Origin of the sequence: Pseudomonas sp. MF6747, from assembly GCF_963890955.1 — a bacterium.
Taxonomy (GTDB): Bacteria; Pseudomonadota; Gammaproteobacteria; order Pseudomonadales; family Pseudomonadaceae; genus Aquipseudomonas.
In genome coordinates, this window is record NZ_CAWPSZ010000011.1 from 133,327 (window position 1) to 157,752 (window position 24,426).

Annotated in this window: 25 protein-coding genes; 11 read left to right on the forward strand and 14 right to left on the reverse strand. The window is 61.6% G+C overall.

All coding sequences use genetic code 11. The features are described from left to right. Window positions 1–16: 16 nt before the first annotated feature. The 3 genes from AACW30_RS12620 to AACW30_RS12630 are packed head-to-tail and all read left to right on the forward strand — an operon-like array spanning window position 17 to window position 3,347. Window positions 17–1,387, forward strand: coding sequence for an ATP-grasp domain-containing protein (locus tag AACW30_RS12620; RefSeq protein ID WP_234452696.1), 1,371 nt, complete (start codon window positions 17–19; stop codon window positions 1,385–1,387). A gap of 5 nt (window positions 1,388–1,392) precedes the next feature. Further along, window positions 1,393–2,118 carry a 2OG-Fe dioxygenase family protein gene (locus AACW30_RS12625; protein WP_200625109.1) on the forward strand — a complete coding sequence of 242 codons (726 nt, stop codon included), beginning with the start codon at window positions 1,393–1,395 and terminating at the stop codon, window positions 2,116–2,118. After that, complete coding sequence (locus AACW30_RS12630) at window positions 2,115–3,347, forward strand: MFS transporter (protein ID WP_200625110.1); 1,233 nt, start codon at window positions 2,115–2,117, stop codon at window positions 3,345–3,347. The genes AACW30_RS12625 and AACW30_RS12630 overlap by 4 nt, the downstream gene beginning before the upstream one ends. Here AACW30_RS12630 and AACW30_RS12635 read toward each other — a convergent pair. The 4 genes from AACW30_RS12635 to AACW30_RS12650 form a co-directional block, all read right to left on the reverse strand. Beyond that, a complete protein-coding gene (locus AACW30_RS12635; RefSeq protein ID WP_200625112.1) occupies window positions 3,328–4,242 on the reverse strand; it encodes a LysR substrate-binding domain-containing protein in 915 nt (304 codons plus the stop codon). The genes AACW30_RS12630 and AACW30_RS12635 overlap by 20 nt on opposite strands. Window positions 4,243–4,320: 78 nt before the next feature. Next, window positions 4,321–5,631 carry a dicarboxylate/amino acid:cation symporter gene (locus AACW30_RS12640; protein ID WP_106580587.1) on the reverse strand — a complete coding sequence of 437 codons (1,311 nt, stop codon included), beginning with the start codon at window positions 5,629–5,631 and terminating at the stop codon, window positions 4,321–4,323. 96 nt (window positions 5,632–5,727) lie between these two features. Beyond that, window positions 5,728–6,603 carry an alpha/beta fold hydrolase gene (locus AACW30_RS12645; RefSeq protein WP_119735587.1) on the reverse strand — a complete coding sequence of 292 codons (876 nt, stop codon included), beginning with the start codon at window positions 6,601–6,603 and terminating at the stop codon, window positions 5,728–5,730. Between the two features lie 238 nt (window positions 6,604–6,841). Continuing rightward, on the reverse strand, window positions 6,842–7,300 hold the full coding sequence (locus AACW30_RS12650; protein WP_200625114.1) for a VOC family protein: 459 nt from the start codon (window positions 7,298–7,300) through the stop codon (window positions 6,842–6,844). A 223-nt stretch (window positions 7,301–7,523) separates the two neighbouring features. On the opposite strand from AACW30_RS12650, the gene AACW30_RS12655 reads away from it, so the two are divergent. From AACW30_RS12655 to AACW30_RS12665, 3 genes are read left to right on the forward strand one after another with little or no spacing between them, the layout of a single operon-like run. Further along, complete coding sequence (locus tag AACW30_RS12655) at window positions 7,524–8,747, forward strand: SfnB family sulfur acquisition oxidoreductase (protein WP_200625115.1); 1,224 nt, start codon at window positions 7,524–7,526, stop codon at window positions 8,745–8,747. Between the two features lie 3 nt (window positions 8,748–8,750). Further along, window positions 8,751–9,416 carry a methionine ABC transporter permease gene (locus tag AACW30_RS12660; RefSeq protein WP_124416912.1) on the forward strand — a complete coding sequence of 222 codons (666 nt, stop codon included), beginning with the start codon at window positions 8,751–8,753 and terminating at the stop codon, window positions 9,414–9,416. Window positions 9,417–9,444: 28 nt separating this feature from the next. After that, window positions 9,445–10,215 carry a MetQ/NlpA family ABC transporter substrate-binding protein gene (locus AACW30_RS12665; protein WP_200625116.1) on the forward strand — a complete coding sequence of 257 codons (771 nt, stop codon included), beginning with the start codon at window positions 9,445–9,447 and terminating at the stop codon, window positions 10,213–10,215. A 122-nt stretch (window positions 10,216–10,337) separates the two neighbouring features. Here the strand turns inward: AACW30_RS12665 and soxR are convergent, their stop codons facing one another. Further along, window positions 10,338–10,787 (reverse strand): redox-sensitive transcriptional activator SoxR, encoded by a 450-nt coding sequence (gene soxR / locus AACW30_RS12670; protein WP_106580593.1) that lies wholly within the window; start codon window positions 10,785–10,787, stop codon window positions 10,338–10,340. 99 nt (window positions 10,788–10,886) lie between these two features. Between soxR and AACW30_RS12675 the strand changes: the two genes are divergently transcribed. Continuing rightward, window positions 10,887–11,252, forward strand: a complete 366-nt coding sequence (locus AACW30_RS12675; protein WP_124416913.1) for an antibiotic biosynthesis monooxygenase — start codon at window positions 10,887–10,889, stop codon at window positions 11,250–11,252. Here the strand turns inward: AACW30_RS12675 and AACW30_RS12680 are convergent. The 4 genes from AACW30_RS12680 to msuE all read right to left on the reverse strand — a co-directional run bounded on the left by AACW30_RS12680 (window position 11,241) and on the right by msuE (window position 15,439). Then, on the reverse strand, window positions 11,241–12,344 hold the full coding sequence (locus AACW30_RS12680; RefSeq protein ID WP_106580595.1) for a sigma-54 interaction domain-containing protein: 1,104 nt from the start codon (window positions 12,342–12,344) through the stop codon (window positions 11,241–11,243). The two genes, AACW30_RS12675 and AACW30_RS12680, sit on opposite strands and share 12 nt — an antisense overlap. A gap of 11 nt (window positions 12,345–12,355) precedes the next feature. After that, on the reverse strand, window positions 12,356–13,543 hold the full coding sequence (locus tag AACW30_RS12685) for an acyl-CoA dehydrogenase family protein (RefSeq protein ID WP_200625117.1): 1,188 nt from the start codon (window positions 13,541–13,543) through the stop codon (window positions 12,356–12,358). Window positions 13,544–13,723: 180 nt separating this feature from the next. Continuing rightward, on the reverse strand, window positions 13,724–14,866 hold the full coding sequence (gene ssuD / locus AACW30_RS12690) for an FMNH2-dependent alkanesulfonate monooxygenase (RefSeq protein WP_119735593.1): 1,143 nt from the start codon (window positions 14,864–14,866) through the stop codon (window positions 13,724–13,726). A gap of 9 nt (window positions 14,867–14,875) precedes the next feature. Further along, window positions 14,876–15,439, reverse strand: a complete 564-nt coding sequence (msuE, locus tag AACW30_RS12695) for an FMN reductase (RefSeq protein ID WP_200625118.1) — start codon at window positions 15,437–15,439, stop codon at window positions 14,876–14,878. A gap of 399 nt (window positions 15,440–15,838) precedes the next feature. Between msuE and AACW30_RS12700 the strand changes: the two genes are divergently transcribed. The 3 genes from AACW30_RS12700 (at window position 15,839) to AACW30_RS12710 (ending at window position 19,360) form a co-directional block, all read left to right on the forward strand. Then, the gene (locus AACW30_RS12700) at window positions 15,839–16,108 is read left to right on the forward strand and encodes a hypothetical protein (RefSeq protein ID WP_106580599.1); all 270 of its coding nucleotides are present in this window, start codon (window positions 15,839–15,841) and stop codon (window positions 16,106–16,108) included. 233 nt (window positions 16,109–16,341) lie between these two features. Beyond that, on the forward strand, window positions 16,342–17,502 hold the full coding sequence (locus tag AACW30_RS12705) for a cysteine desulfurase family protein (RefSeq protein ID WP_200625119.1): 1,161 nt from the start codon (window positions 16,342–16,344) through the stop codon (window positions 17,500–17,502). A gap of 49 nt (window positions 17,503–17,551) precedes the next feature. Then, on the forward strand, window positions 17,552–19,360 hold the full coding sequence (locus AACW30_RS12710; protein ID WP_200625121.1) for an aminopeptidase P family protein: 1,809 nt from the start codon (window positions 17,552–17,554) through the stop codon (window positions 19,358–19,360). Here AACW30_RS12710 and AACW30_RS12715 read toward each other — a convergent pair. Then, window positions 19,353–20,261: a LysR family transcriptional regulator gene (locus tag AACW30_RS12715; RefSeq protein WP_200625122.1), complete on the reverse strand. Its 909-nt coding sequence runs from the start codon at window positions 20,259–20,261 to the stop codon at window positions 19,353–19,355. The two genes, AACW30_RS12710 and AACW30_RS12715, sit on opposite strands and share 8 nt — an antisense overlap. Window positions 20,262–20,385: 124 nt before the next feature. Here AACW30_RS12715 and AACW30_RS12720 point away from each other — a divergent pair, with 124 nt between their 5' ends. Next, window positions 20,386–21,366, forward strand: coding sequence for a zinc-dependent alcohol dehydrogenase family protein (locus tag AACW30_RS12720; RefSeq protein ID WP_200625126.1), 981 nt, complete (start codon window positions 20,386–20,388; stop codon window positions 21,364–21,366). Here AACW30_RS12720 and AACW30_RS12725 read toward each other — a convergent pair. The 4 genes from AACW30_RS12725 to rhtA form a co-directional block, all read right to left on the reverse strand. Continuing rightward, entirely contained in the window at window positions 21,359–21,949 is a 591-nt protein-coding gene (locus AACW30_RS12725; protein ID WP_124416919.1) for a 2-hydroxychromene-2-carboxylate isomerase, read from the reverse strand. The genes AACW30_RS12720 and AACW30_RS12725 overlap by 8 nt on opposite strands. Window positions 21,950–21,985: 36 nt before the next feature. Further along, a complete protein-coding gene (locus tag AACW30_RS12730) occupies window positions 21,986–22,717 on the reverse strand; it encodes an SDR family oxidoreductase (RefSeq protein ID WP_106580604.1) in 732 nt (243 codons plus the stop codon). A gap of 113 nt (window positions 22,718–22,830) precedes the next feature. Then, window positions 22,831–23,112 (reverse strand): hypothetical protein, encoded by a 282-nt coding sequence (locus AACW30_RS12735; RefSeq protein WP_106580605.1) that lies wholly within the window; start codon window positions 23,110–23,112, stop codon window positions 22,831–22,833. Between the two features lie 165 nt (window positions 23,113–23,277). Continuing rightward, window positions 23,278–24,165 (reverse strand): threonine/homoserine exporter RhtA, encoded by an 888-nt coding sequence (gene rhtA / locus AACW30_RS12740; RefSeq protein WP_106580606.1) that lies wholly within the window; start codon window positions 24,163–24,165, stop codon window positions 23,278–23,280. Window positions 24,166–24,426 lie beyond the last annotated feature (261 nt).

Sequence of the window (24,426 nt, forward strand, 5' to 3'; positions counted from 1 at the left end):
ACTCACGGAAGAGGCAATGATGGTCATGAAGCAAGAGGCGGTTCTTTTTATTGATGTCGATGACAGTGCCTCGGTGCGTTACAACTACCGCGAGCCGCACTTTGCGGTCGCCCGCGCACAAGGCCTGGCCTGTCTAACCGCCGGGGTCGCGGGGCGTCATCACCTGCAGCGACTGCGCGACGACAGTGATGAAGTGTTCCTGCTCGAGGCATTAAGCGAACAATCGATTCTGGACCTGGTGGGCCGGCTGGACGGGCGTTACCAGATTCGCGCGATTTTCTGCCAGGCCGGGCACCCGTCTGCATTGGGCGAAGTGGGTTGCATCGTTGCAAACACCTGCAAGCGCCTGGGGCTGGTGTACAGCTGTGCGCAGGCGATTGCCGCGTGCAATAACAAGTACCTGATGCGCAGCGTGCTGCAAAAGCACGGGCTGCGCTCGGTGCCGTTTGCACTGTGCAATAACGAGCAGGAGCTTCAGGCAGGCGCCGAGCGGGTGGGCTATCCGCTCATTGCCAAACCGCCTTTTGGCGGTGCGTCGGCCTTTATCAAGAAGTGCTCCAACTGGGCGCAGTTGCGCAGCCATTACGCGCAGTTCGTGAGCGGCCACGGCGCGGCGGCTTACGCGGATTTCTACGGTTGCGCGCACCGTTTGCCGGCAGTCGACGGTCAGGCGCGCGAGTACCTTCCGGGGCGTAGCATCCTGCTGGAAGGCTATATCCCGGGCATTGAAGGCAGCGTGGAATGCGTGGTTGTCGGCGAGCGCATCCACGCGCTGCTGATCAACGAGAAACTCATGCTGACCGAGCGCAGCGGCACCGTGCTGGAGAACCTGCTGATTTCTCCGCCGACCTCTTTCACGGCCGAGCAGTGCGAGCAGATCCGCACGTACGCCACGGCATGCCTGCGCGCGGTCGGGCTGACCAACGCGGTGGTGCATTTCGAATTTCGCATGACCGATCAAGGCCCCGTGGTCATTGAGATCAACCCGCGCGTGGGCGGGCTGTATGTCAACGCGGCGTTCCGAGACCTGGCCGCGATCAATCCCTACCAGCTGTATATGTCGCTGCTGCTGGGCGAGCCGGGGGTTAACGCGCAACTGGAGGCCGGCGCGCACAAGGTCGCCAACGGCAGCCAGCACTACGCGATGCTGGCGATTTACCCGGAGCACAGTGGCCGCTTCAAGGGGATTGAGGGCGTGCAGTTTCTCGATCACCACGCCGCCGTGCTGGAGTACGCTCAACTGGACGCCGGCCACTGCCTCGACGCCGATATCGAGGAGCACTATTTGCTCAAGTGCTGGGCCAAGGTCGACGATGCCGCCGACGCTTACGCCTTGCATGACGCGATCAGGCACAACCTGCACGTGATCATCGAGAATAAGGTTTAGCGCCTATGGACATCCCACAGATCTCTACGCATTTGCGCGACCATCACTACTGTCACCGTCGGGACTACGGCGCGTTGATCGGCGTTGAGCCCGGGCAAGAGCAGAGCTTTCGAGCCTACTGGGCCAATCTGGTGCGGGACGAGGCATTCAAGGCATACACCCACCGCGAGCGCCGCATCCTGCGCTATCGTCTATTGCCTTCGCGGCAGTTGCAGCTTGACCGCAACACCGCGTTCACGTCGCCGGTCACCTACGCCGTCAATTATCGGCAGGGCGTGAACCATTTGAGCTATTGCGAGGACGGCTTTATCGAGCACCCGCTGATGCAGAAGCTGTTGGCCACCGACCTCGCGGTGATTGCCCCGCACCTGGGCGAGCAGGCTTATACGATCGATATTCACCAGTTCCGCGTTTGCGCGGATGGGCAATCGAGCAGTCCGACGACCTCGGGAATTCACCAGGATGGCCTGGACTGGGTGTTCATGCACTTCATTGGCCAGAGCAACACGGTGCCGGTGGTTTCGGAAGTATTTACCTCGCCGGCCGAGCAAAGCCGGGTGTTCAACCTGGCGATGGAGGCGTTTCTGGAAACCATCGTGATCAACGACCGTGGGCTCTACCATCGCGCCAGCGATGTGCGGCCCCATGCCGATGCGGCGCCGGCCTGGCGCGACGTGCTGCTGGTGAGCCTGCGCGGCGTGCCGACTGACGAAGAGGCGCAACCTGCATGAGCCATGATCCACAGCTGACCCTGTCGACGCGCAATGCCCGCTTGATCTTCTTTGCCCGCGGCGTGTCGGATTTTGGCGCGTTCCTCAACCTGGTGGCGCTGTCCACCTACGTTTACTGGCTCAGCCAGAGCGTGGTGTTTGTCAGTGTGTTTCTGGCGTGCCGCGTCACCGGCGGGATTGTCGCCAGCCTGTTCGGCATTCCGTTTTTTCGGCGTTTTCCCGGGCGCAGCACACTGGCAGGGCTGGACCTGGCCAGGGCATTGCTGCTGTTGCCGCTGTTGGTGCTGATACCGGCGCATCAGCTCAACGTGCTGCCCTTTATCGCGTTCGGCATTGGCTTGTGCAACTCGCTGTTTGCCATTGGCCTGAACAGCCAGCTGCCCACCTGGGTCGCGCTTGAGCAGCGAGTGAGCACCAATGCGTGGATCACGTCGGCGGCGGCGACCGGTGCGGTGTTCGGCAGCCTGCTCTCCGGTTTGTTGATTGCCACGGGCGGATTCGAGGCGGTATTTGCCGTCAACATTGGCACCTACGTTTTGGCGGCCTGCCTGATCCTGCCGTTACGCGCGTTGTTCTCGATCGCCGTTGCCGCGCACCGCGGGCTCGCGGCTGAATGGCGCGAGCTGACCCAAGGCCTGCGCGGCGCACCCGTGCTCGCGGCAATGTTGTTGATCAGCATGCTCGACACCCTCGGCAGCGCCGCGCATAACGTCGGCTGGCCGGTGTTGTCGCAGTACATTTCGCCGGACACCGCCAAAACCGTCATGGGCTATCTGCTGGCGGTGTGGGCGTGCGGCAAGTTTGTCGGGGCGCGCATTGCCAGTGCGCTGTTGAAGGGCCGCGGCACTCAGGCCATGGAGCGCCTGTTCATGCTGGGCGTGGCGCTGATGTCCAGTGGCTTTATCCTGACCTTCCAGCAAACCGAGCTGTGGCTGGCGCTGCTGCTGGTGGTGTGGGCCGGGCTGGGCGATGGTGTGTCCGAGGTGGCGTTGGTCTCACGCGCGCAAAGCGAGCCCGATAGCCTGCGCTTGCCGCTGTTCAGCCTGTTGACCCTGATCCAGATGGCCGGCTTCGGTGTGGGCATGCTGGTGGTAGGGCCGTTCTACCTGACGTGGACGCCGGCCCAGGTGATCGTGTTGTTCCATGGTCTGCCGCTGACCGCGTTGCTGGTCATGACGGTGTGGCTGGGTTACAGCGCCCACCGGAGCGTCAGATCGACAAGCCCTTGAAGTGCTCCTGCAAAAACTCCACGCAGGCTCTTAATTTCCCGGAGTAGGCCAACCGTGTCGGGTATACCGCCCACACGTTGGCACTCTGGGTGCAGTCGTGCAGCACCTGCACCAGTTTGCCTTGTTCCAGCAGTGGCTTCACATCCCACATCGAGCGCAGCAATACGCCGCGCCCATCCAGCGCCCATTGCAACACGATCTCGCCGTTGTTGGAGGACAGCGGCCCGCGCACGCGCACGCTTTCAGGGGCGCCATCGCGCTCCAGGTTCCAGATGCCGAAGGCGTTGTCGCGCTCCTTGAGCACCAGGCAGTCGTGCTGCTCCAGGTCACTCAATTGCTGCGGTGTGCCGCGTCGCTTGAGGTAGGACGGCGCGGCGCACAGCACCCGGCGATTGCTCACCAGGCGTCGGCCGATATGCTGGCCGGGTATGTCATCGCCTACGCGAATTTCCAGGTCAAAGCCCTCGCTGACGATATCCACCACGCGGTCGAACAGGTCCAGGCGAATTTCCAGGTCCGGGTATTGCTCGGCCAACAAGGACAGGGCCGGCGCCACATGGTTACGACCAAAACCGAAGCTGCTGCACAGGTGCAGGTGGCCACGTGGGCTGTCGTGGGCGTCAGACAGCTCATCGGCCAGTTGCTGGAAATCTTCGAGGATGCGCACGGCCCAGCGCTGCACTCGCTCACCGTCTTCGGTCAAGGCGATGCGGCGGCTGGTACGGTGCAGCAGGCGCGTTGCCAAGGTGGTTTCGAGGATCTGGATGCGCTTGCTGACATACGCAGGCGACAGCCCCAGTTCATCGGCGGCGGCGGCGAAGCCAGCCTTGCGGATCACGGTCAGGAACACCCGCAGGTCTTCGGGTAGGGGCACGGTATCTTTCTTATGGGTCATCAGAAACAGACGTGGCGGCATGAGCCGCCAGAATAGCACCGGATCGGCGCGCCTTCCGGCACGCCCGGGCGTTATTGCTTATTCGGCAGCGATCTTCGCCTGTGCCGCCTGGGCCGCCCGCGCATGGCGGCCGCGCTTGAGGGCGATGGGCGCCATTTTCTCGCGATCCAGCTCACCCTCCCACGCAGCCACCACCAGGGCTGCGACGGCGTTGCCGATGATATTGGTCAGCGAGCGGCATTCAGCCATGAAGCGGTCAACGCCCAAGATCAACACCATCGCCGCCACCGGCACCGTCGGCACCACCGCCAGGCTGGCGGCCAATGCCACGAAGCCAGCGCCGACCACTGCACCGGCGCCTTTGGAGGTGAGCATGGCCACCGCCAGCAAGGTCAGTTGTTGTTCCAGCGGCAGGTGTGTATTGGTCGCCTGGGCCAGGAACAGCACGGCCAGGGTCATATAGATGTTGGTGCCGTCGAGGTTGAAGGTATAACCGGTAGGCACCACGATGCCCACCACGCCTTTGGAGGCACCCAGGCTTTCAAGTTTCTGGATCAGTTGCGGCAGCGCCGATTCCGACGAGCTGGTGCCGAGTACGATCAACAGCTCCGACTTGATATAGCCCATCAGTTTGAAAATGCTGAAACCGGCGTAACGCGCGATGCTGCCCAGCACCACTGCGACAAAGAAGAACGCGGTGAGGTAGAAGGTGCCGACCAGCTTCAGCAGCGGCAGCAGCGAGCCCACGCCGTACTTGCCGATGGTGAAGGCAATGGCGCCGAAGGCGCCGATCGGGGCGACGCGGCTGATCATGCCGACGATGCGGAAAAACACCTCGCTGGCCTGATTGATCATGCTCACCAGCGGCCGTGCCTTTTCGCCGACCATCACCAGGCCCAGGCCGAACAATACGGAAATAAACAGTACCGGCAGGATCTCGCCCTTGGCGAAAGCGTCGAAAAACGTGCCCGGGATAACATTCAGCAGAAAGCCGGTGACGCCTTCACTGTGCTGCGCCTGGCCGACGAAACCGGCGATGGCCGAACTGTCCAGGGTCTTCACATCGATGTTGAAGCCCACGCCGGGGTGCAGCAGGTGTGCAGAGAGAATGCCGATCAGCAAGGCAATGCTGGAGACGATTTCGAAGTACAACAGCGCCTTGCCGCCGACCCGACCGACCTGTTTCACATCGTGCATGCTGGTGATGCCGGAGACCACCGTGCAGAAGATGATCGGGCCGATGATCATCTTGATCAGCTTGATAAACCCGTCGCCCAAGGGCTTGAGGTCGATGCCGACTTGCGGCCATTGATGGCCGATCAACACTCCCAGCGCGATAGCGATGAGCACCTGCACATACAGGGTTCCCAGCAGTTTTTTGAGTGTCATTGTTATTATCTCAATCGTTTTTTTGGGCAAGCAGATCCCGTCGCAGGCCATCAGCAGCCTGCGAGGCGGGTCTTTCAGGTCACGGGGTTACAGCATTCAGCGCAGGAAGGTCAGGACTTCGCCGAGCAATAATTCAGGCACTTCTTCGGCAATGTAATGGCCGGCCGGCAAAGCCTTGCCACGCACGTCGGTGGCGACTTTCTGCCATTCCTTGAGCGGCTCGAAACAGCGGCCGACGGTGCCTTCGGCGCCCCACATCACCAGCAACGGCAGGTTCAGGTGATGGCCAGCGTCGATATCCGCCTGGTCGTGTTCAAGGTCGATACCGGCGGCGGCACGGTAGTCTTCGCAGATGCCGCGAGCGGTGCCCGGCAGCTGCAGGCAGCGCAGGTATTCGGCGAAGGCCTCATCGGTAAACGGCTTGAGCCCGGCACTGCGGCTGCCCATCACGCTGCGCAGGTACAGCTCGGGGTTGCTCTCGATCAGCGCTTCCGGCAACGGCGCCGGGCGGATCAGGAAGAACCAGTGCCAGTAGGCGCGGGCGAAGGCTTCGTCGGTCTGGGCGTACATCGACAGGGTGGGTGCGATGTCCAGCAGCACCATGCGTTGCACGGCGTCGGGATGGTCCAGTGCCAGGCGATGCGCGACGCGGGCGCCACGGTCGTGTGCCAGCACCGAGAACTGCTCGAATCCCAGGGCCTGCATCAGTTCGACGCCGTCGCGGGCCATTTCGCGTTTCGAATAGTTGGCGTGCAGGTCATCAGCCAGCGGCTTGCTGCTGTCGCCATAACCGCGCAGGTCGGCCGCCACCACGGTGAAATGCTCGGCCAGTTGCTCGGCGACTTTGTGCCAGATGACGTGGGTTTGCGGGTGCCCGTGCAGCAGGAGCAGACCGGGACCTGTACCGCCTTTGCGGTAGCTGATGTCCACGCCATTGACGTGGCACTGGTCTTTTTGGAATCCGGCGAACATGGAATGACTCCTTGTGATGATTGCCTGCATCCTGGAATCACGCGGCGTGCGGGGCAAGGGGGAAAGCGTGGAGGGGGTGTTCATGAAGTGTGTAGGAGCCTCAACCTTCCAAACACTGAGCACTGCTGTGGGCGCTGGCTTGCCTGCGATGGCATCGCCGCGGTCTTGCTGACGTACCGAGGTGCCTGCATCGCAGGCAAGCCAGCGCCCACATGGGATATGTATTGATGTTGAGATTTCAACCTTGCTTGAACATCGCCATCGCCCGCTCCCGGATCTGCGTTTCGGTCAGGTTTTCCTTGCGCGTAGCCAAAAACCACAAGTGCCCGAACGGGTCTTTCACGCTCGCCGAGCGGTCGCCATAGAACTGGTCCTTCGGCGCGGACACCACGCTGGCACCGGCCGCAACGGCTTGTTCGAATTGCGCATCCACGTCGTTCACGTACAGGTGCAGACCGACACTGGTGTGCTCAGCCGGGTTACGCAGGGCCATGTCTGCGCAGGGCGAGCCGAGCATGAGCGCCGAATCGCCAATGCGCAGCTCGGCGTGGCCGACTTTGCCGTCGGGCATGTCCAGGCGCATGACCTGGGTGGCGCCGAAGGCTTTCTTGTAAAACTCGATGGCTTCGCTCGCGTTGTCGATGCCCATATAGGGCGTGACGCTGTGATAACCCTCTGGGATAGGTTTAACGCTCATCTCGTTCTCCTTGGTGGTGGTTGTGGAGGCAGGCTTTTTCACTATAGGCCACGTATCGCGCGGCCTGCAGCTAGCCGACGAGTGTTGGCCCGGCAACAGTGAACAGGCAGATTGCTGCGCTGCAAGCGGCTCCGGGCCTCGCTGCCGTGGGCAAACCCCCGGTTTCAGGGCGCGGCACAGAAGCTGCAATAGACCAGGCAAACCATTCGCCCGAGAGCGTTGTATGCCTGTACTGCCTGTAGCTGCCGATTACCCCATTCACACGCCCCACGCCGAGCTGATCCGCGATGAAGCCCAGGCGATTGCCGTCGCCCACCAAGTCGCCGCCGTACTGCTGGAGCACGACGCCGAACGTGACCGCACCCGTCAGGTGCCCGCCGAGGTGGTGGACCTGTATTCCAACAGCGGCCTGTGGGGCATCAGCGTGCCGCGCGAGTTTGGTGGCGCCCAGGTGTCCTACGCGGTGCTGGCCCAGGTGATTGCGATTATCTCGGCGGCCGACCCGTCGCTGGGGCAAATCCCGCAGAACCATTACTGCCTGCTGGAAGATATCCGCCTGCAAGGCACTGCCGAGCAGCAGGCGCATTTTTTTGGCCTGGCGCTGCAGGGCCATCGTTTTGCCAATGCGCTGTCGGAAACCGGCGGCAAGAACGTGCAGGACATCCAGGCCACTGTTCGGCGCGCGGGCGACGGCTATGTGATCAACGGCCGCAAAGGTTATTGCACCGGTTCGCTGTACGCCCACTGGCTGGCGGTGCTGGCGCTGGATGAGCAGCAACATGCACAGCTGGCTTTCGTAAAGCGCGGCACCGAAGGGCTGGTGGTCGTCGATGACTGGGACAGCATGGGCCAGCGCACCACCTCCAGCGGCACTGTGCTTGCACAGGACCTGCGGGTGCCGGCCTTCAATCTGTTTCCTACGCACAAATCCTACGATTCCCCGACCCTGGCCGGCCCTTTCGCACAGCTGACCACCGCCGCCATCGATGCCGGGATCGCCCGCGCCGCCTTGCGCGACACCGTCCAGTTCGTGCAGCAATTCGCCCGGCCGTGGATCGACGCCGGGGTGGAAAAAGCCAGTGAAGACCCGCTGACCATCATTCAGGTCGGTGCCCTGGATATTCGCCTGGAAGCTGCCGAAGCCTTGCTGGAACGCGCCGGTCTGGCCCTGGACGCGGCACGCCCGGCGCCTAATGAAGACAACGTCGCCCAGGCCTCCCTGGCCGTAGCGCGGGCCAAGGTGCTGACCACCGAGATTGCCATCGAAGCCAGCAACAAATTGTTCGAACTGGGCGGTACGCGTTCGACGCTGAACAAACACAACTTCGACCGCCACTGGCGCAATGCGCGGGTACACACGTTGCACGACCCGGTGCGCTGGAAATACCACGTGGTGGGCAACTGGTTGCTCAATGGCACCAAGCCGCCACGTCACGACTGGTCATAAGCCATGGCCGAATTGTTCAAGCACATTTATTGGGCCGACATCGGCCAAGCCTGCCTGGAAACCCTGAGCATGCTCGGCGCCGCCCTGGGTTTTACCGTGTTGCTGGGGTTGCCGCTGGGCGTGCTGCTGTTTCTGACCGGCAAGCATCAATTGCACGAAGCGCGGGTGGTGTATCGGCTGTTGTCGGTGGTGGTCAACGTGCTGCGTTCGCTGCCGTTCATCATCCTGCTGATTGTGCTCATCCCGCTGACTACCTTGCTGGTCGGTACCTCACTCGGGGTGCCGGGCACCATCCCACCGCTGGTGGTGGGTTGCACGCCGTTTTTTGCACGGCTGGTGGAAACCGCGTTGCGCGAAGTCGACCGCGGCGTGGTCGAGGCCACCCAGTCCATGGGCGCCAGCACCTGGCAGGTGATCCGCCACACGCTGCTGCCGGAGGCCCGCGGTGGGCTGCTGGCGGCGGTGACCGTGACCGCCATTGTGCTGGTGGACTACACCGCCATGGCCGGCGTGATCGGTGGCGGTGGCCTCGGCGACCTGGCGATTCGCTACGGCTACCAGCGGTTCCAGACCGACGTAATGGTGGTCACCGTGCTGCTTTTGCTGGTGCTGGTGCAGGCCCTGCAGATGACCGGTGACCGTTTGGTGGCGCGCTACAGCCGCCGTTAATTCTTATAAAGCTGATCGTGGAGCATTCATGAAAAAGTCCCTGGCCATCTTGGCCGCTGTCCTGTCGTTCAATGCGTTCGCCAACGAGACATTGGTGGTGGGCGCGACCCCCGTGCCCCATGCGGAAATCCTCGAGTTCGTCAAACCGGTACTGGCCAAGGAAGGCGTGGACCTGCAGATCAAAGTCTTCACCGACTTTATCCAGCCCAACCAGCAGCTGGCGCTGAAGAACATCGACGCCAACTACTACCAGTACCGGCCGTTTCTGGATGATTACAACAAGACTCGCCACACCGACCTGGTGCCGGTAGTGGGAGTGCACATCGAGCCGTTTGGCGCTTATTCGACGCGGATCAAGAACATTGCTGAATTGCAGGACGGGGCCACCGTGTCGATCCCCAACGACCCGGTGAATACCGGCCGCGCGCTGGTGCTGCTGGATGAAGCCGGGCTGATCAAACTCAAGGACTCGAGCAACACCCTCAGCACCCCGCGTGATATTGCGCAAAATCCCAAGCACCTGAAAATCCGCGAACTGGAAGGCGCCTTGCTGGCCCGCTCGGTGAGCCAGGTGGACCTGGCGTTTGTGTTTGCCAATTACGCGCTGGAGGCGGGGATCGATACCAACAGTGCATTGATTGTGGAGAAGGGCAAATCGCTGTACGTCGAGTACCTGGTGGCGCGGCCGGATAACATCAACGACCCGCGCATCCAGAAGCTGGCCAAGGCGTTGAACTCCGACGAAGTGCGCCAGTTTATTTTGACGCGCTACAAAGGCCAGATCGCGCCCGGCTTCTGAGCCTCAACTGAGATCAAATGTGGGCGCAGGCTTGCCTGCGATAGCATCACCACGGTGTGCCTGGGGTACCGAGTTGCCTGCATCGCAGGCAAGCCAGCGCCCACATTGATCAAGTCTGCAGGTCAGGAGGGTGGCGTCGGTTCCAGCAACTGCGCCCCCGGCCCGCGCTCGCCGAGCTGGTCATCCTGATTGCGCAGCGGGCATGCCTCCAGCGACAAACACCCACAGCCGATACACCCGCTGAGCTTGTCGCGCAGCAGCAATAATTTGTTGATGCGAGCGTCCAGGTCCTCTCGCCACAGCGCCGACAAGCGTTCCCAGTCTTCAGTGGTGGGCGTGCGCTCATCCGGCAAGGTTTTAAGCGCCTCGCCAATCGTCGCCAGCGGAATGCCCAAACGCTGGGCGATCTTGATTACCACCACCCGGCGCAACACATCCCGTGGGTAGCGCCGTTGGTTGCCGGCATTGCGCTGGCTCTTGATCAGCCCCTTGGACTCATAAAAATGCAGGGCCGTAACCGCCACGCCACTGCGGGCGGCCAATTGGCCGACGGTGAGTGCTTTGTTGAGCATGAAAACTCCGAAACAATGCTTGACCTTGACTTAACTAGAGGTTTTACCCTGCGTGGCATCGAATCGCAAGATTTTGCCTACACAGAAAGGGGAGTGTTCATGCAGGTATCAGAGAAGAATCGCAGCTTCACTCAATTGATCGAATTTCAGATCGAGCCCCGGCAGCAGCTCGCGCTGGTGGCGGCCTTGTCCACCCAAAGCGAGCGCCTGGCCCAGGGCCATGGCGGCTTTATCAATGCGAGTGTGCAGGTCAGCGACGACGGCCGGCGGGTGCTCAACTACCTGCAATGGCGCTCGCGCGAGGAGGGCGAGGCAGCTTTCAAATGCTTTGAGCATGGCGAGGAAGATTTCTGGACGCTGATCCGCGCCCACCAGGCCACGGCGGTGACCTTTGACTCGTTCCAGGTACTGCGCAGCTTTGAGCGCAGCCATGACAACGCGTTGCACTGTCGCCTAAATGGATAGGTGCAACATGCGCTCGCCTTGCACGTTTTCACCGGGCCTGCGCTTGTTTACCGCCAGCTCACCGATCTTGATCAGGCGTGTGCGTGTGACGTTGCGGCTCAGGCCCAGCAGGTTGGCGGTGTGCACCTGGTTGTAATGGCTGAAGCGGTAGGCGGCGCGCAATAACGCGTCCTCGACCTTCTCATGCAGGGCGCCGGCCTGTTCCTCGAAGAGCTTTTGAAACGCGCGCGCCAGCAGGGCTTCGGCGCTGTTGTCGGTGCCGTGCTGGCTGTCGTCCTGGCGCTCGATGCGCATGTTCGACAAGCGCAGATCATCGCGCTCGATCACGCCATTCCGGCAGATCAGCAGGGTGTGGTGAATCACGTTCTCCAGCTCGCGGATATTGCCCGGCCAGCTGTAGCTTTTGAGTTTGTGCTCGGCCTCGCGGCTGATGGTGATCGGGCCGTAACCCAGGCGCTGGCTGTAGGCTTCGATGAAGTGCCGGGTCAGCGGCAGGATATCGCCGGGGCGCTCGCGCAGCGGGCTGAGTTCCAGGCTGACCACGTCGAGGCGGTAGTAGAGGTCTTCGCGGAAATGCCCGGCGTTAATGGCCTTTTCCAACTGCACGTTGGTGGCGGCCAGTACCCGCACATCGATAGGAATGCTCTTGCGTGAGCCCAGGCGCACGACTTCGCGCTCCTGCAACACGCGCAGCAACTTGACCTGGATCGCCATCGGCAAGTCGCCGATCTCATCGAGGAACAAGGTGCCGCCGTCGGCCTCTTCGAACCAGCCGGCCTTGGCGCTGAGGGCACCGGTAAACGCGCCTTTTTCATGGCCGAACAGTTCGGCTTCCACCAGCGACTCGGAGAATGCGCCACAGTTGACCGCCACGAACGGCCGGTTGCGGCGCGCGCTCAGGTTATGGATGTGGCGTGCCACCAGCTCTTTACCGGTGCCGGTCTCGCCGATGATCAGCACGCTCGCTTCGCTGGGCGCCACTTGCTGGATGTGGTCGAGCAGGGCCTGGGATTTGGGGTCTTCGAAGACCTGGGCCGTGGCGCGGATCGAGGTCGCAAGGGCGGGCGAGGGCGGTAAGGTTAAAAGCTGCATGGGCACCTCTTTTAGGAATAGAACGTGGGAATCGGCAGGGACTGGTTCAACGCCCACTCCCCCAGTTCGTGAAGTTTGTAGTCCACCGGGTCGTGCAAGGTTTGTGTGCGCAGGTTGCGCCAATGGCGGTCCAGGCGCAGTGAGGCGTGGGTGGAGCGCGCGCCGGTGACTTCAAACAGCCGGCTGCATATCTCCAGGCCCTGGCGGGTGGCGGCGACCTTGGCGGTGGCAATCGCGATGGCCAGTTGGCCGCGTTCGTGCTCGCTGAGCTTGGCGCCTTTGGCCCAGGCCCGGTCGAGCAGATCGGCGGCGCGCTCGACCAGCAGGCGCACGCCTTCCAGCGCCACCCAGAACTCGCCGTAGTGGTGCAGCATGTAAGGGTCCTGGCGTACATCGTTGGCTGTGGATTTGTGCCATGAGCGGGTTTCGGTCAGGGTGTAGTTGCGCGCTTCTTCAAAGGCGCCCTCGGCAATCCCGAGAAACATATGCGTGAACGTCAGTTGCGCGATCAGTGGGCGCAGGCAGGCGAAGGGCGTGCTCAGTGGGCCTGGATCGAGCAGCAGTTCCGATTCTTCGACACGCACCCGTTCAAAGCTGGCGCTGCCGCTGTCGGTCTGGCGCTGGCCGATGTTGTTCCAGTCATTGTGCAAGGTGATGCCGCTGCGCCCGCTGGGGATGGCCGCGATCAACAGTTTGCCGCCGGCACTTTCATCCACCGCCGAGGCGATGAGCATTTCCGAGTCGCTGGCGCCGGAACAGAAACTTTTTTTGCCCGAGAATTCGCGCCAGCCGCCGAAATCCTTGACCACCGTGCGCGTGTCCAGCGGGTTGAGGGCATTGCCCCAGAACCAGTTTTTGCGCGCGGTCTGTTCGAACCAGGGTTGCCATTGGTCCGGACGTGCAAACAGGCGCACGGTGGCGAGCATCAAGTGGTGGAAGCCAAAGACATGGGCGATGGAGCTGTCGACCTTGGCGAATTCGCGCACGATGCCCAGGGTTTCGCTCCAACGCGCGCCGAGGCCGCCGTATTGCGTGGGTATGCTCAGGGCCAGCAGGCCGCTGTGGCGCAGGGCGTCACGTTCGGCTTTCGGGGTGCCGCCACGCTCGTCGCGCTCAACAGCGGTGAGGGCGAATTCGGCGGCCAGCAGTTTGGCGGTTTGCAGCGGCGATGGCAGGACGCTGTGGGGGTTGGCTGTCACGGGGTTTCCTCAATTGGCTCAGAAGCCGTGCGCTGTAGGTCTGGCAATGCAGCTCAAGTGGAGCTGGCTTGCCTGCGATGGCATCAACCGGGGTTCACTGAAACACCGAGTCGCCTGTATCGCGGGCAAGCCCGGCTTCCACAGAAAAGCAGTTGCCCTATCAGGCCGATTTCAGCGCGCTCAGGCCTTTGTTTTGGGCAGCACATCATTGGCAATCATTTCGCCAAACGGGCCGGTGAGGTTGGTGATGCCGCGCCCGGCGAGGCTGGCGTAGGGTTCCGGCAGCAGCGGGAACACAAGCTCAGCAAAGCGATAGGCCTCTTCCAGGTGCGGGTAGCCGGAGAAAATAAAGCTCTCGATACCCAGGTCGGCGTATTCCTTGATGCGCTCGGCGACTTGCTGTGGGTTACCGACCAATGCCGTACCGGCACCGCCTCGGACCAGGCCGACGCCAGCCCACAGGTTGGGGGCGATTTCCAGGTTGTCGCGGCGCCCATCGTGCAAGGCGGCCATGCGGCGCTGCCCTTCGGAGTCAAAGCGCGAGAAGGATTTTTGCGCGGCCGCGATGGTTTCGTCGCTGATGTGCTCGATCAATTTGTCGGCAGCTTTCCAGGCGTCTTCTTCGGTTTCGCGCACGATCACGTGCAGGCGAATGCCGAACTTGACGGTGCGGCCGTGGCGTGCGGCGCGTTCACGCACATCCGCGAGTTTTTCCGCGACGGCGGCGGGCGGCTCGCCCCACGTCAGGTACACGTCCACCTGTTCGGCGGCCAGGTCGTGGGCGGCGTCTGAAGAACCGCCGAAGTACAGCGGCGGATATGGCTTCTGCACCGGTGGGTAAAGGGCCTTGGCGTTCTGTACGCGCAGGTGTTTGCCTTCAAAATCTACCGATTCGCCCTGCAACACACGGCGCCAGATCTGCAGGAATTCGTCGGAGACTTCGTAGCGTTCGCTGTGGTCTAGGAAACTGCCGTCACCGCGGTTTTCGTCGGGGTCGCCGCCAGTCACCACATTGATCAGCAAGCGGCCGTTGGACAGCCGATCCAGTGTGGCGGCCATTCGCGCCGAGACGGTGGGCGAGATGATGCCCGGACGAATCGCCACCAGATAACGCAGGCGTTCGGTCAACGGCACCAGCGCCGAGGCGATGACCCAGGAGTCTTCGCACGAACGACCGGTAGGAATCAGCACGCCGTAGTAGCCCAGGTTGTCAGCCGCCTGCGCCACTTGTTTCAGATAATTGAGGGTGACCGGGCGTGCACCCTGGGTGGTGCCCAGGTAGTGACCGTCGCCGTGCGTCGGCAGAAACCAGAAAACATCCATGACAAATCCTTAAGCGATTTTCAGCAGAGAGGGGGAGTGCGCGGCAAACAAAGGTGCTGCGCGTTCTGCGGCAAGGCGTATGCGGCCCTTCAAGGGCTCGCTGGTTATTAGGTAGTCGGTGAAGTCGGCTTCGGTGGCGTACACACCGATCGGCAAGGTCAGTGCCTGGAAGAAGCTGAACAGCGGGCGCAGCTGATGATCGAGCACCAGCGCGTGACGTTCGCTGCCGCCGGTGGCGGCGAGCAATACCGGCGTGTTGATCAGCGAGTTGAGGCCGACCAGATCGAACAAGTGCTTGAGCAGGCCGGGGTAGGAGCCACGGTATACCGGTGCGGCGACGATCAGCAGGTCGGCCTGTTCGATGGCCAACAGTTGCGATTCAACCTCGGCCGGCAGTTCGTCACGCGACAGGGCACCGCCCAATGGCCGGGCGATGTCGCCCAGTTCGATCAGCGTGGTCTGGATCGGCAGTAACGTCGCCAGTTCGGCCAATACGGCCTGGGTCAGCACCAGGGTGCGCGAGGGGCGCCAGGTTCCGCCGGAGAGGGCAACGACATTCAGGGGACGGGTCATGAACAGTTCCTTTATCAACAGGGGTACATAGCGGGTGAAGTGGAACGTGTTGAGCAAGAGCTGTACCAACGGCTGGAAGCCTTGATGGGCGTGGGCTTCAGGCTCACTGCTGAAAAGTGAAGCTGTTGGCTGACTGGTGTTTTGTTGAATGACTGTTGCTGGTGCAACAGTTGCGTGGCGAACAGTGTTGATTCGAGATGGGCTATTTATAGAGGGTTAGGTTTATTCCGTAAATGAACGTATTTCCATATTTATAGATCTTAAATGAATATACATTGCTGGCTATCGCAGGTCTCTGAACGGTTGATAGCGACTATCACGGCGGGTGATTTTTCACCGTGCAGAGGCGGGAGTAGCCTGTGTTCATTGACTCGAAACCTCCTTCGCAGGGCCTCCACCATGAACCATTTTCTGGCTGTTTCCGTACTGGTTGTCAGCGCCGTCCTCGCCGGCTGCGCGACCCATCCATCACCTGAATCCCGCCCTTACACGGCTGAAGAAACCAAGCAATTGGCCCTTGAAGCGCTGAGCCGTCGCGGCTTGTCGTTTGATGAATACCAGCAGCAGCGCGCCGCACTGACCGCTCAGCCACAGAAGCCTTTCGGTTTTGATCACCAAGGCGAAATGAACGCCGAACGCAGCGTGGTGCTGCATGGTCGTCCCAGTTGAGCCGGTGCTCAGCAGCAAAAAGCCCGAGGATTCCCCTAAGGAACCTCGGGCTTTTTGTTTGCCATTGGGCTACTTCAGCCTGTTAAGCTGAATTTCAGGAGCGTTCCTACGCACATTTGCATAAAGTTGTTCTTCTTTAATGGCATTCGATCGGTTAAACCTGACGACCTCTGTTCCGGTTGATGCCCCTGAGACGTTGCTCTCGGGAACACGCTCTGCGAGTCTTAAACGTCATGAATAAACGTCCGTTGTATTTCGACTACGCCGCCACCACGCCGGTGGATGAGCGGGTCATCCGGGTGATGGTCGAGTGTCTGGGCTTCAATGCCAATTTCGGTAACCCCGCGTCCAGTTCCCATGCGTACGGCCAGGCGGCCCGGCAAACGGTTGAACAGGCGCGACGCCAGGTCGCCGAGCTGGTCGGTGCCAGCGCTGAGCAGATCGTCTGGACCTCCGGCGCGACTGAATCCAACAACCTCGCGATCAAGGGCGTGGCCCAGGCGCGCGGGGTGTCGGGCGGGCACATCATTACCAGCCAGATCGAACACAAGGCCACACTGGACACCGCGCGTCAGTTGCAGGAAGCCGGGGTGGCCGTCACTTATCTGGAGCCGGACGCCGATGGGCTGATCAGCGCCACCGCGGTGAGTGAAGCGTTACGTGACGACACCTTTCTGGTGTCCCTGATGCTGGTCAATAACGAATTGGGCACCTTGAACGACATCCCTGCCATCGGCGCACGGGTGCGTGAGCATGGCGCGCTGCTGCATGTGGATGCCGCGCAAGGTGCCGGCAAAGTCGCGATCGACCTGGCTGAATGGCCGGTGGACTTGATGTCGTTTTCTGCGCACAAACTGTACGGCCCCAAGGGCATCGGCGCGTTGTATGTCGGCCCGCGAGCGCAGCAAAAAGTGTTGGCGCAGATTCACGGGGGTGGTCACGAAGGCGGCCTGCGCTCCGGCACCCTGGCGACCCATCAGATTGCGGGCATGGGCACCGCGTTTGCCTTGGCGGCGCAGTCCTTTACCGAGGAAAAGGCCACCATCGTCGCCTTGCGCCAGCGCCTGCTCGACCAGTTGGAAGCAGTGGCGGGCGTGCGCCTCAACGGCAGCGCCACACAGCGCATTCCTCATACGCTCAGCCTGACGTTCAGTGAAGGTGAGTTCAATTCCGCCGCACTCAGTGCCGGCATGGCGTTCTCGGCGACCTCGGCGTGTAATTCCGCGAGCAACGCGCCGTCCCACGTGCTTCTGGCCCTGGGCCATGACGCGCGCAGCGCTGGCCGTACCATTCGCCTGAGCCTGGGCCGGTTTACCACCGAACAGGACATCGATCAGGCCGTGCAGTTGATCAAAGCCGCACTCGCCAGTGCCCCGGCGTTCTGGGCGGTCTGATTTTTCATTCGCAACACATAACAATTATTAGTGGTTAGCAGGAGACACAATGAGTACGCAGCCTTTGACCCATGGAACGGTTCCCCAGCGCCTGGCGCACACCCGTGAACTGATGCGCCGCGAGGGCATCCACGCCCTGTTGGTACCGTCGGCCGACCCGCACTTGTCCGAGTACTTGCCGGGTTACTGGCAGGGGCGGCAATGGCTGTCGGGGTTTCATGGTTCGGTGGGCACGCTGATTGTCACCGCAGATTTCGCCGGTGTCTGGGCCGATAGCCGTTACTGGGAACAGGCGACCAAGGAACTCAAGGGCAGCGGTATCGAGCTGGTGAAGTTGCAGCCCGGCCAACCCGGCCCGCTGGAATGGCTGGCTGAGCAAACCCCCGAAGGCGGTGTGGTGGCGGTGGATGGCGCGGTCATGGCCGTGGCCTCGGCGCGTACCCTGGGCGGCAAGCTGGCAGAGCGCGGCGCGCGTCTGCGTACCGATATCGATTTGCTCAATGAAGTCTGGCAAGACCGCCCGGCCTTGCCGAACCAGCCGATCTATCAACACCTGCCGCCGCAGGCGACAGTCAGCCGTGGCGAGAAGCTCGCTGCGCTGCGAGCCAGCCTGAAAGAGAAAGGGGCCGACTGGCACTTTATCGCCACCCTGGATGACATCGCCTGGCTGTTTAACCTGCGTGGCGGCGATGTGTCGTTCAACCCGGTGTTTGTGTCGTTTGCCTTGATCAATCAGCAGCAGGCCATCTTGTTCGTGGCGCTGAGCAAGGTCGATGCCGAGTTACGCGCGGTGCTGGAGCAAGAGGGTGTGACCCTGCGCGACTACAGCGAAGTGGCGGATGCACTGCGGGCTGTGCCGTCGGGCGCGAGCTTGCATGTTGACCCGGCGCGGGTCACGGCCGGTTTGCTGGAAAACCTCGATGCTGGCGTCAAGCTGGTCGAAGGGCTGAACCCGACCACGCTGGCCAAGTCGCGCAAGAGCCTGGCGGACGCCGAGCATATCCGCCAAGCCATGGAGCAGGACGGCGCGGCGTTGTGCGAATTCTTCGCCTGGCTGGACAGCGCGTTGGGCCGTGAGCGCATTACCGAATTGACTATTGATGAACACCTGACGGCGGCGCGTACCCGTCGTCCAGGTTATGTGTCGTTGAGTTTCAACACCATCGCGGCCTTCAACGCCAATGGCGCGATGCCGCACTACCACGCCACTGAAGAAGAACACGCGCTGATCGAAGGCGATGGCTTGCTGCTGATCGATTCGGGCGGCCAGTACCTGGGCGGCACCACGGACATCACGCGGATGGTGCCGATCGGCACGCCGAGCGAAGAGCAGAAGCGTGACTGCACACGGGTGCTCAAGGGCGTGATTGCCTTGTCGCGTGCGCAGTTTCCCAAGGGCATTCTGTCGCCGCTGCTGGACGCCATTGCGCGTGCGCCGATCTGGGCCGAAGGCGTGGACTACGGCCACGGCACGGGTCACGGTGTAGGCTATTTCCTGAATGTGCATGAGGGCCCGCAAGTGATTGCCTACCAGGCCGCCGCTGCGCCGCAAACGGCGATGCAGCCGGGCATGATCACCTCGATTGAGCCGGGCACTTATCGCCCGGGCCGTTGGGGCGTGCGCATCGAGAACCTGGTGTTGAACCGTGAAGCGGGCAAGACCGAGTTCGGTGAGTTTCTCAAGTTCGAAACCCTGACCCTGTGCCCGATCGACACCCGTTGCCTGGCGCCGTCGCTGCTGACGGCGGACGAGCGCGAGTGGTTCAACGCTTACCATGCCGAGGTGCGCGAGCGGCTCAGCCCGCTGCTCAGCGGCGCTGCGCTGGAATGGTTGCAGGTGCGTACAGCGGCTATTTGATCGGTTGCAGTTCGGGCGCCTGGGCCAGGGCGTCGGCCATATAGTCGACGAACGCCTTGACCCGGGCCGACTGGCGGCGATTGGGCGCCGAGACCGCGTAAATGGGCAGTGACAGCGGGGTGTAGTCCTGCAACACCGCAACTACGCGGCCGGCTATCAAGTCGTCAGCGAACAGCCACAGGGGCGACAGCGCAATGCCGAGCCCCGTTAGCACCATCTCCCGCACCGCCTCGGAGTTATTACTCTGGGCGTTGCCGGTGATGCGCACCGTATGTCGCGCGCCGTCCTTGTCATAGATCCATTGATTCTGGCTGCTCAGCAGGTTGAACAGCAGGCAGTTGTGCTGCGTGAGCGCTTGCGGGGTGTGCGGGGCGGGGTGCCGCGCCAGGTACGCCGGGCTGGCCACGGTGACACGGTGGGTGATGCCGATCTGCCGCGCAATCAAGCCGCTGTCGCGCAGTTCGCCGATGCGCAGGGTCACGTCCAGGCCTTCGCTGACCAGGTCCTGAAGTTGATCGCTGAGTTGCAGGTCGACTTGCACGTCAGGGTAGTGCTGCAGGAAACCGCTCAGCCGCGAGGCGATCTGCAGGCGGCCAAAGCTCACCGAAGAGCCGACGCGCAACGGGCCGGCGATGGTTTCTCTGCCGGTCTGGAAGCTGTGTTCCGCCGCATCGACGGCTGTGAGAATTTCACGGCAGTGGTGGTAGTAGCGCTGACCTTCGTCAGTCAGAGACAAGTGGCGAGTGCTGCGGGCAATCAGCTTGCCGCCCAGTTCGCGTTCCAGGGCGCGCAGTACTTTGCTGATGGTCGGCTGAGTGGTCTGCATTTCCCGGGCGACGGCGGAAAAGCTGCCGCGTTCGATCACGCGAACGAATATTGCCATTGCATTGAGTTTGTCCATGAGCTGTCCGATTCATGCCATAGGCGCATAGGCACTATAGCTTTTTAGCGTCTTATCGGCATGAGTCGGTGGGCCGATCATTGGCCTCACTCCTCAACGAATCGAGATCGCCGACATGACTGATATGCACGCTTTGATTGTGGACGCTGTAGACGCGCCGCTGCGTTTGACCAGGATGCCCAGACCCGTGGCGGGTGCCGGGCAGGTGCTGGTCAGGATCAAGGCCAGTGGCCTTAACCCGCTGGACGCGAAAATTCTCGCAGGCCAAGCCGCACATGCCCGTCAGCCCTTGCCGGCCGTCATCGGCATGGACCTTGCCGGGATTGTCGAGGCGGTTGGCCCCGCGGTGCGGGAGTGGCGCGTGGGCGATGAGGTGTATGCGCTTGCGACGGGTATCGGTGGCGTGCAGGGTTCGTTGGCGGAATACGCGGTGGTCGATGCACGCCTGCTGGCAAAAAAACCTCAGGCCCTGAGCATGCGTGAAGCGGCGGTATTGCCGCTGGTGCTGATCACTGCATGGGAAGGGTTGGTGGACCGTGCGCACGTAGGCTTGGGCCACAAGGTGTTGATCCAGGGGGGCGCCGGGGGTGTAGGGCATGTCGCGGTGCAGTTGGCGGTTGCCTGCGGCGCCGATGTGTATGCGACCGGGTCCGCCAGGCACCGGGCGACGATAGAGGGCTTGGGCGCTACTTTTATCGACTATCAGCACCACAGGGTCGAAGACTACGTAGCGCAGCATACGGCGGGTGAAGGGTTTGACATTGTGTATGACACCGTCGGTGGCGAGACGCTGGATGCTTCCTTTCTAGCCGCCAAGGCATATCACGGCCACGTGGTCAGCTGCCTGGGCTGGGGGCAGCACAGCCTGGCGCCGCTATCGTTTCGCGGGGCGACGTATTCCGGTGTCTTTACTTTATTGCCGTTGTTGACGGGCAAAGGGCGTGAGCACCACGGACAGATACTGGCTGACGCGGCCAGGTTGATCGATGCGGGCAAGCTCAGGCCGATCATGGACCCGCATCAATTCGACCTGCAGACGGCAAACGCCGCCTACGATTTGCTCGCAAGCGGCGCTCAGGGGCGATTGGCGATAGCGATTAGCTGAGGGCTTCGCGCACAAAATCCAGACGGTCCTGACCGAAGAACAGCTGGTTGCCTACAAACATACTGGGCGCACCGAACACGCCGCGCTGAACGGCCTGCTCCGTGTTGTCCTTGAGGGCGGCTTTCACACTTTCGTCATTGGCCAGGGCCAGCACTTCTTCCGGGTTGAAACCGGCTTCGGTCAACACCGCGGCCACTACAGCGGGGTCGCCCATATTCCGACCTTCGACCCAGAGGGCGCGGAACAGGCAGTCGATGAAGCCCTGGAAGCGCTCGGGCTGGTGAAGCTGCATGCCGGTCACTGCGCGCATCAGCATCAGAGTATTGATGGGGAAATGCGGGTTGAACTTGAGCGTCACGTTGTAGCGCTGGGCATACCGCGCCAGATCGTTAAACAGGTACCGGCCCTTGGCCGGCACGGTGATGGGGGATGCATTGCCCGTGGCTTTGAACACGCCTCCGAGCAGCATCGGCTGGTACACCAGGGTCGCGCCGGTTGCAGCGCACAGGGCAGGCAGTTGGGTGTAGGCCAGGTAAGTGGCGGGACTGCCGAGGTCAAAGAAGAATTCCAGGGTTTTACTCATGGTCGATGCTCGCTGCTTATTGTTGTGAAGGCGTGCTTACCAGGGTTCATTCCAGGGGCGCAGGTCCAGTTCGAACGTCCAGGCGTCGCGCGGCTGGCTGTGCAGGTACCAATAGTTGTCGGCGATGTGTTCGGGGTTGAGGATGCCGTCCTGATCCTTCAGGGCGTATTTTTGCGGGAAGTTGTCGCGAATGAAGTCGGTGTCGATGGCGCCGTCGACCACTACGTGGGCGACATGGATATTCCTGGGGCCCAGCTCTCGCGCCATGCTCTGTGCGAGTGCGCGAATGCCGTGCTTGGCGCCGGCGAACGCGGCGAAACCTGCAGCGCCGCGCAAGCCCGCGGTAGCGCCGGTAAACAGGATGGTGCCGCGGTTGCGGGTGACCATGCGCTTGGCCACTTCGCGCGCATTCAGGAAGCCGGAGAAGCAGGCCATCTCCCAGATCTTGAAGTACTTGCGCGCGGTTTCTTCGAGGATGCTGCAAGGCACGTTGGCGCCGATATTGAAGACGAACGCTTCGATCGGGCCTAACTCGCTTTCGATCTGTTCGATCAGCGCGATGACCTCGTCTTCCTTGCGTGCATCACAGGCAAAGCCGTGGGCTCGGCCACCGGCCGCCTGGATGCTGTCGACCAAGGGCTGCAGCTTGTCCGCGCTGCGGCGGGTGACGCAGGCCACGTAGCCTTCGCGCGCGAAGCGCTTGGCAATGGCGCCGCCGGTGGCGTCACCGGCACCCACTACCAATACGATTTTGTTGTTTTCTGTCATGGGAACTCCGTTGCTCGATAGTCGAGCAGGAGTGTAGCCGCAACGTCGCAAAGGGCCGGGTCGAGATCAGATATTCACAAAGGGGAGCAGTCGGATGAAGACTGCTCGGGCGTTCACTTACAGATGACGATCATGCTGCGACTGGTGTAGCCGGCAGGGTTGAGGCCGAAGGGGTAGTCCCCAGGCTCCTCGGAGTTGTCACCGGACTTGGCGATAACCCGGTAGCCCTTGGCACCGCATGAATTGGCTGCGCTGGTGTAGCACTCGTCCCAGGAGGAGGACAGCCCTGAACAGTTGATATGCAGCCCTTTTTTGCCCCGTTTCACTTCTGTCTTGGTGGTCGCAGCACAGCCCGCAATGCCCACGACCATGAACAGTATCAATATTCTTTTCATCACTATCCTTAATAGCCGCTTCGCAAAAAGGCTCGATGCAGGCTTTACTCGCTCTCGATTGTAGCGTTCAGCTGTCCTTGTCGAAATTCTCCATGAAAGACATTCATTTACGGCCTAAACATGGCCTAAATAAGCGGCAAATACCAGAGCTACCTTTGATAGCGATCAATCGGCCGGCACCAGCGGTTTGGATTCATTGCGCATCGTCAGCGTAGCGCCTACAGAGGCCAGGATAATGCAGGTGATGGCCAGCCACTGTGCCAGCGACAAGTGCTCTTGCAGGAAGAACAGCCCGGAAAGCGCGCCGAATGCAGGCTCGATGCTCATCAGGGTGCCAAAGGTGCGGGCAGGAAGGCGAGTGAGTGCGACCATTTCCAGGGTATAGGGCAGCGCCGTGGACAAGATGGCGACAGCCAGGGCGACGGGGATCAGTGCAGGCGTCAGCAGCGCGGCGCCTGCGTGGACAATGCCGATGGGCGCGACGAACAACGCAGCAATCATTACGCCGAGTGCTGCGGTCTGGACGCCATTGTCGTTGCCGGCCTTTTGGCCAAATAGAATATAGAGCGCCCAGCAGATACCTGCGCCAAGGGCATAGGCTGCCCCCGTCAGATCGATACCGCTGCTGGCTTCGCCTATGGGTATGAGCAGTAGAAGCCCGGCGATCGCGAGGCCTATCCATAGAAAGTCCACCGCCCGGCGCGAAGCGTAGATCGCAACGGCGAGTGGGCCTGTGAATTCCAGCGCTACTGCGATCCCCAGGGGCACTGTGCGCAAGGACATATAGAAGAGGAAATTCATGCCACCCAGTGCCATGCCATAAATGACAACGGTACGCAGGGACTTGGCTGTGAGCTTGGCGCGCCATGGGCGTAGCAGAAGCAGCATGATCACACTGGCAAATATCAGGCGCAGGGTCGTGGTGCCCTGGGCGCCGACAATGGGAAACATGCTTTTGGCCAGCGAGGCGCCGGACTGGATGGACGCCATGGCTATTAATAGCAGGCCGACCGGGAACAACGCCGATGCCAGGCTGCGGGGTGGAGTGGTCATTGGGGTGTTTGTCCAAAGTCGTGGTGGAGAGGCAGGGGCATATGATGCTCAACCGGTGAGCTTTGAGCAATATATTGCTCAGTTGCTGGTTTTTGGGCGTCTATATAGAAGGTGTGACTAAGTTTTCGGGGTGTTTGATAGAAAAGCAAAATTAAGGGTTGACGGCAGATTCTGGAAGTCTATAATTCGCCCCACTTCCGGCGCAGTCGAAACGGAAAACTCCTTGGTAAACAAAGAGTTACGCAGAATTCGACAGCGAGT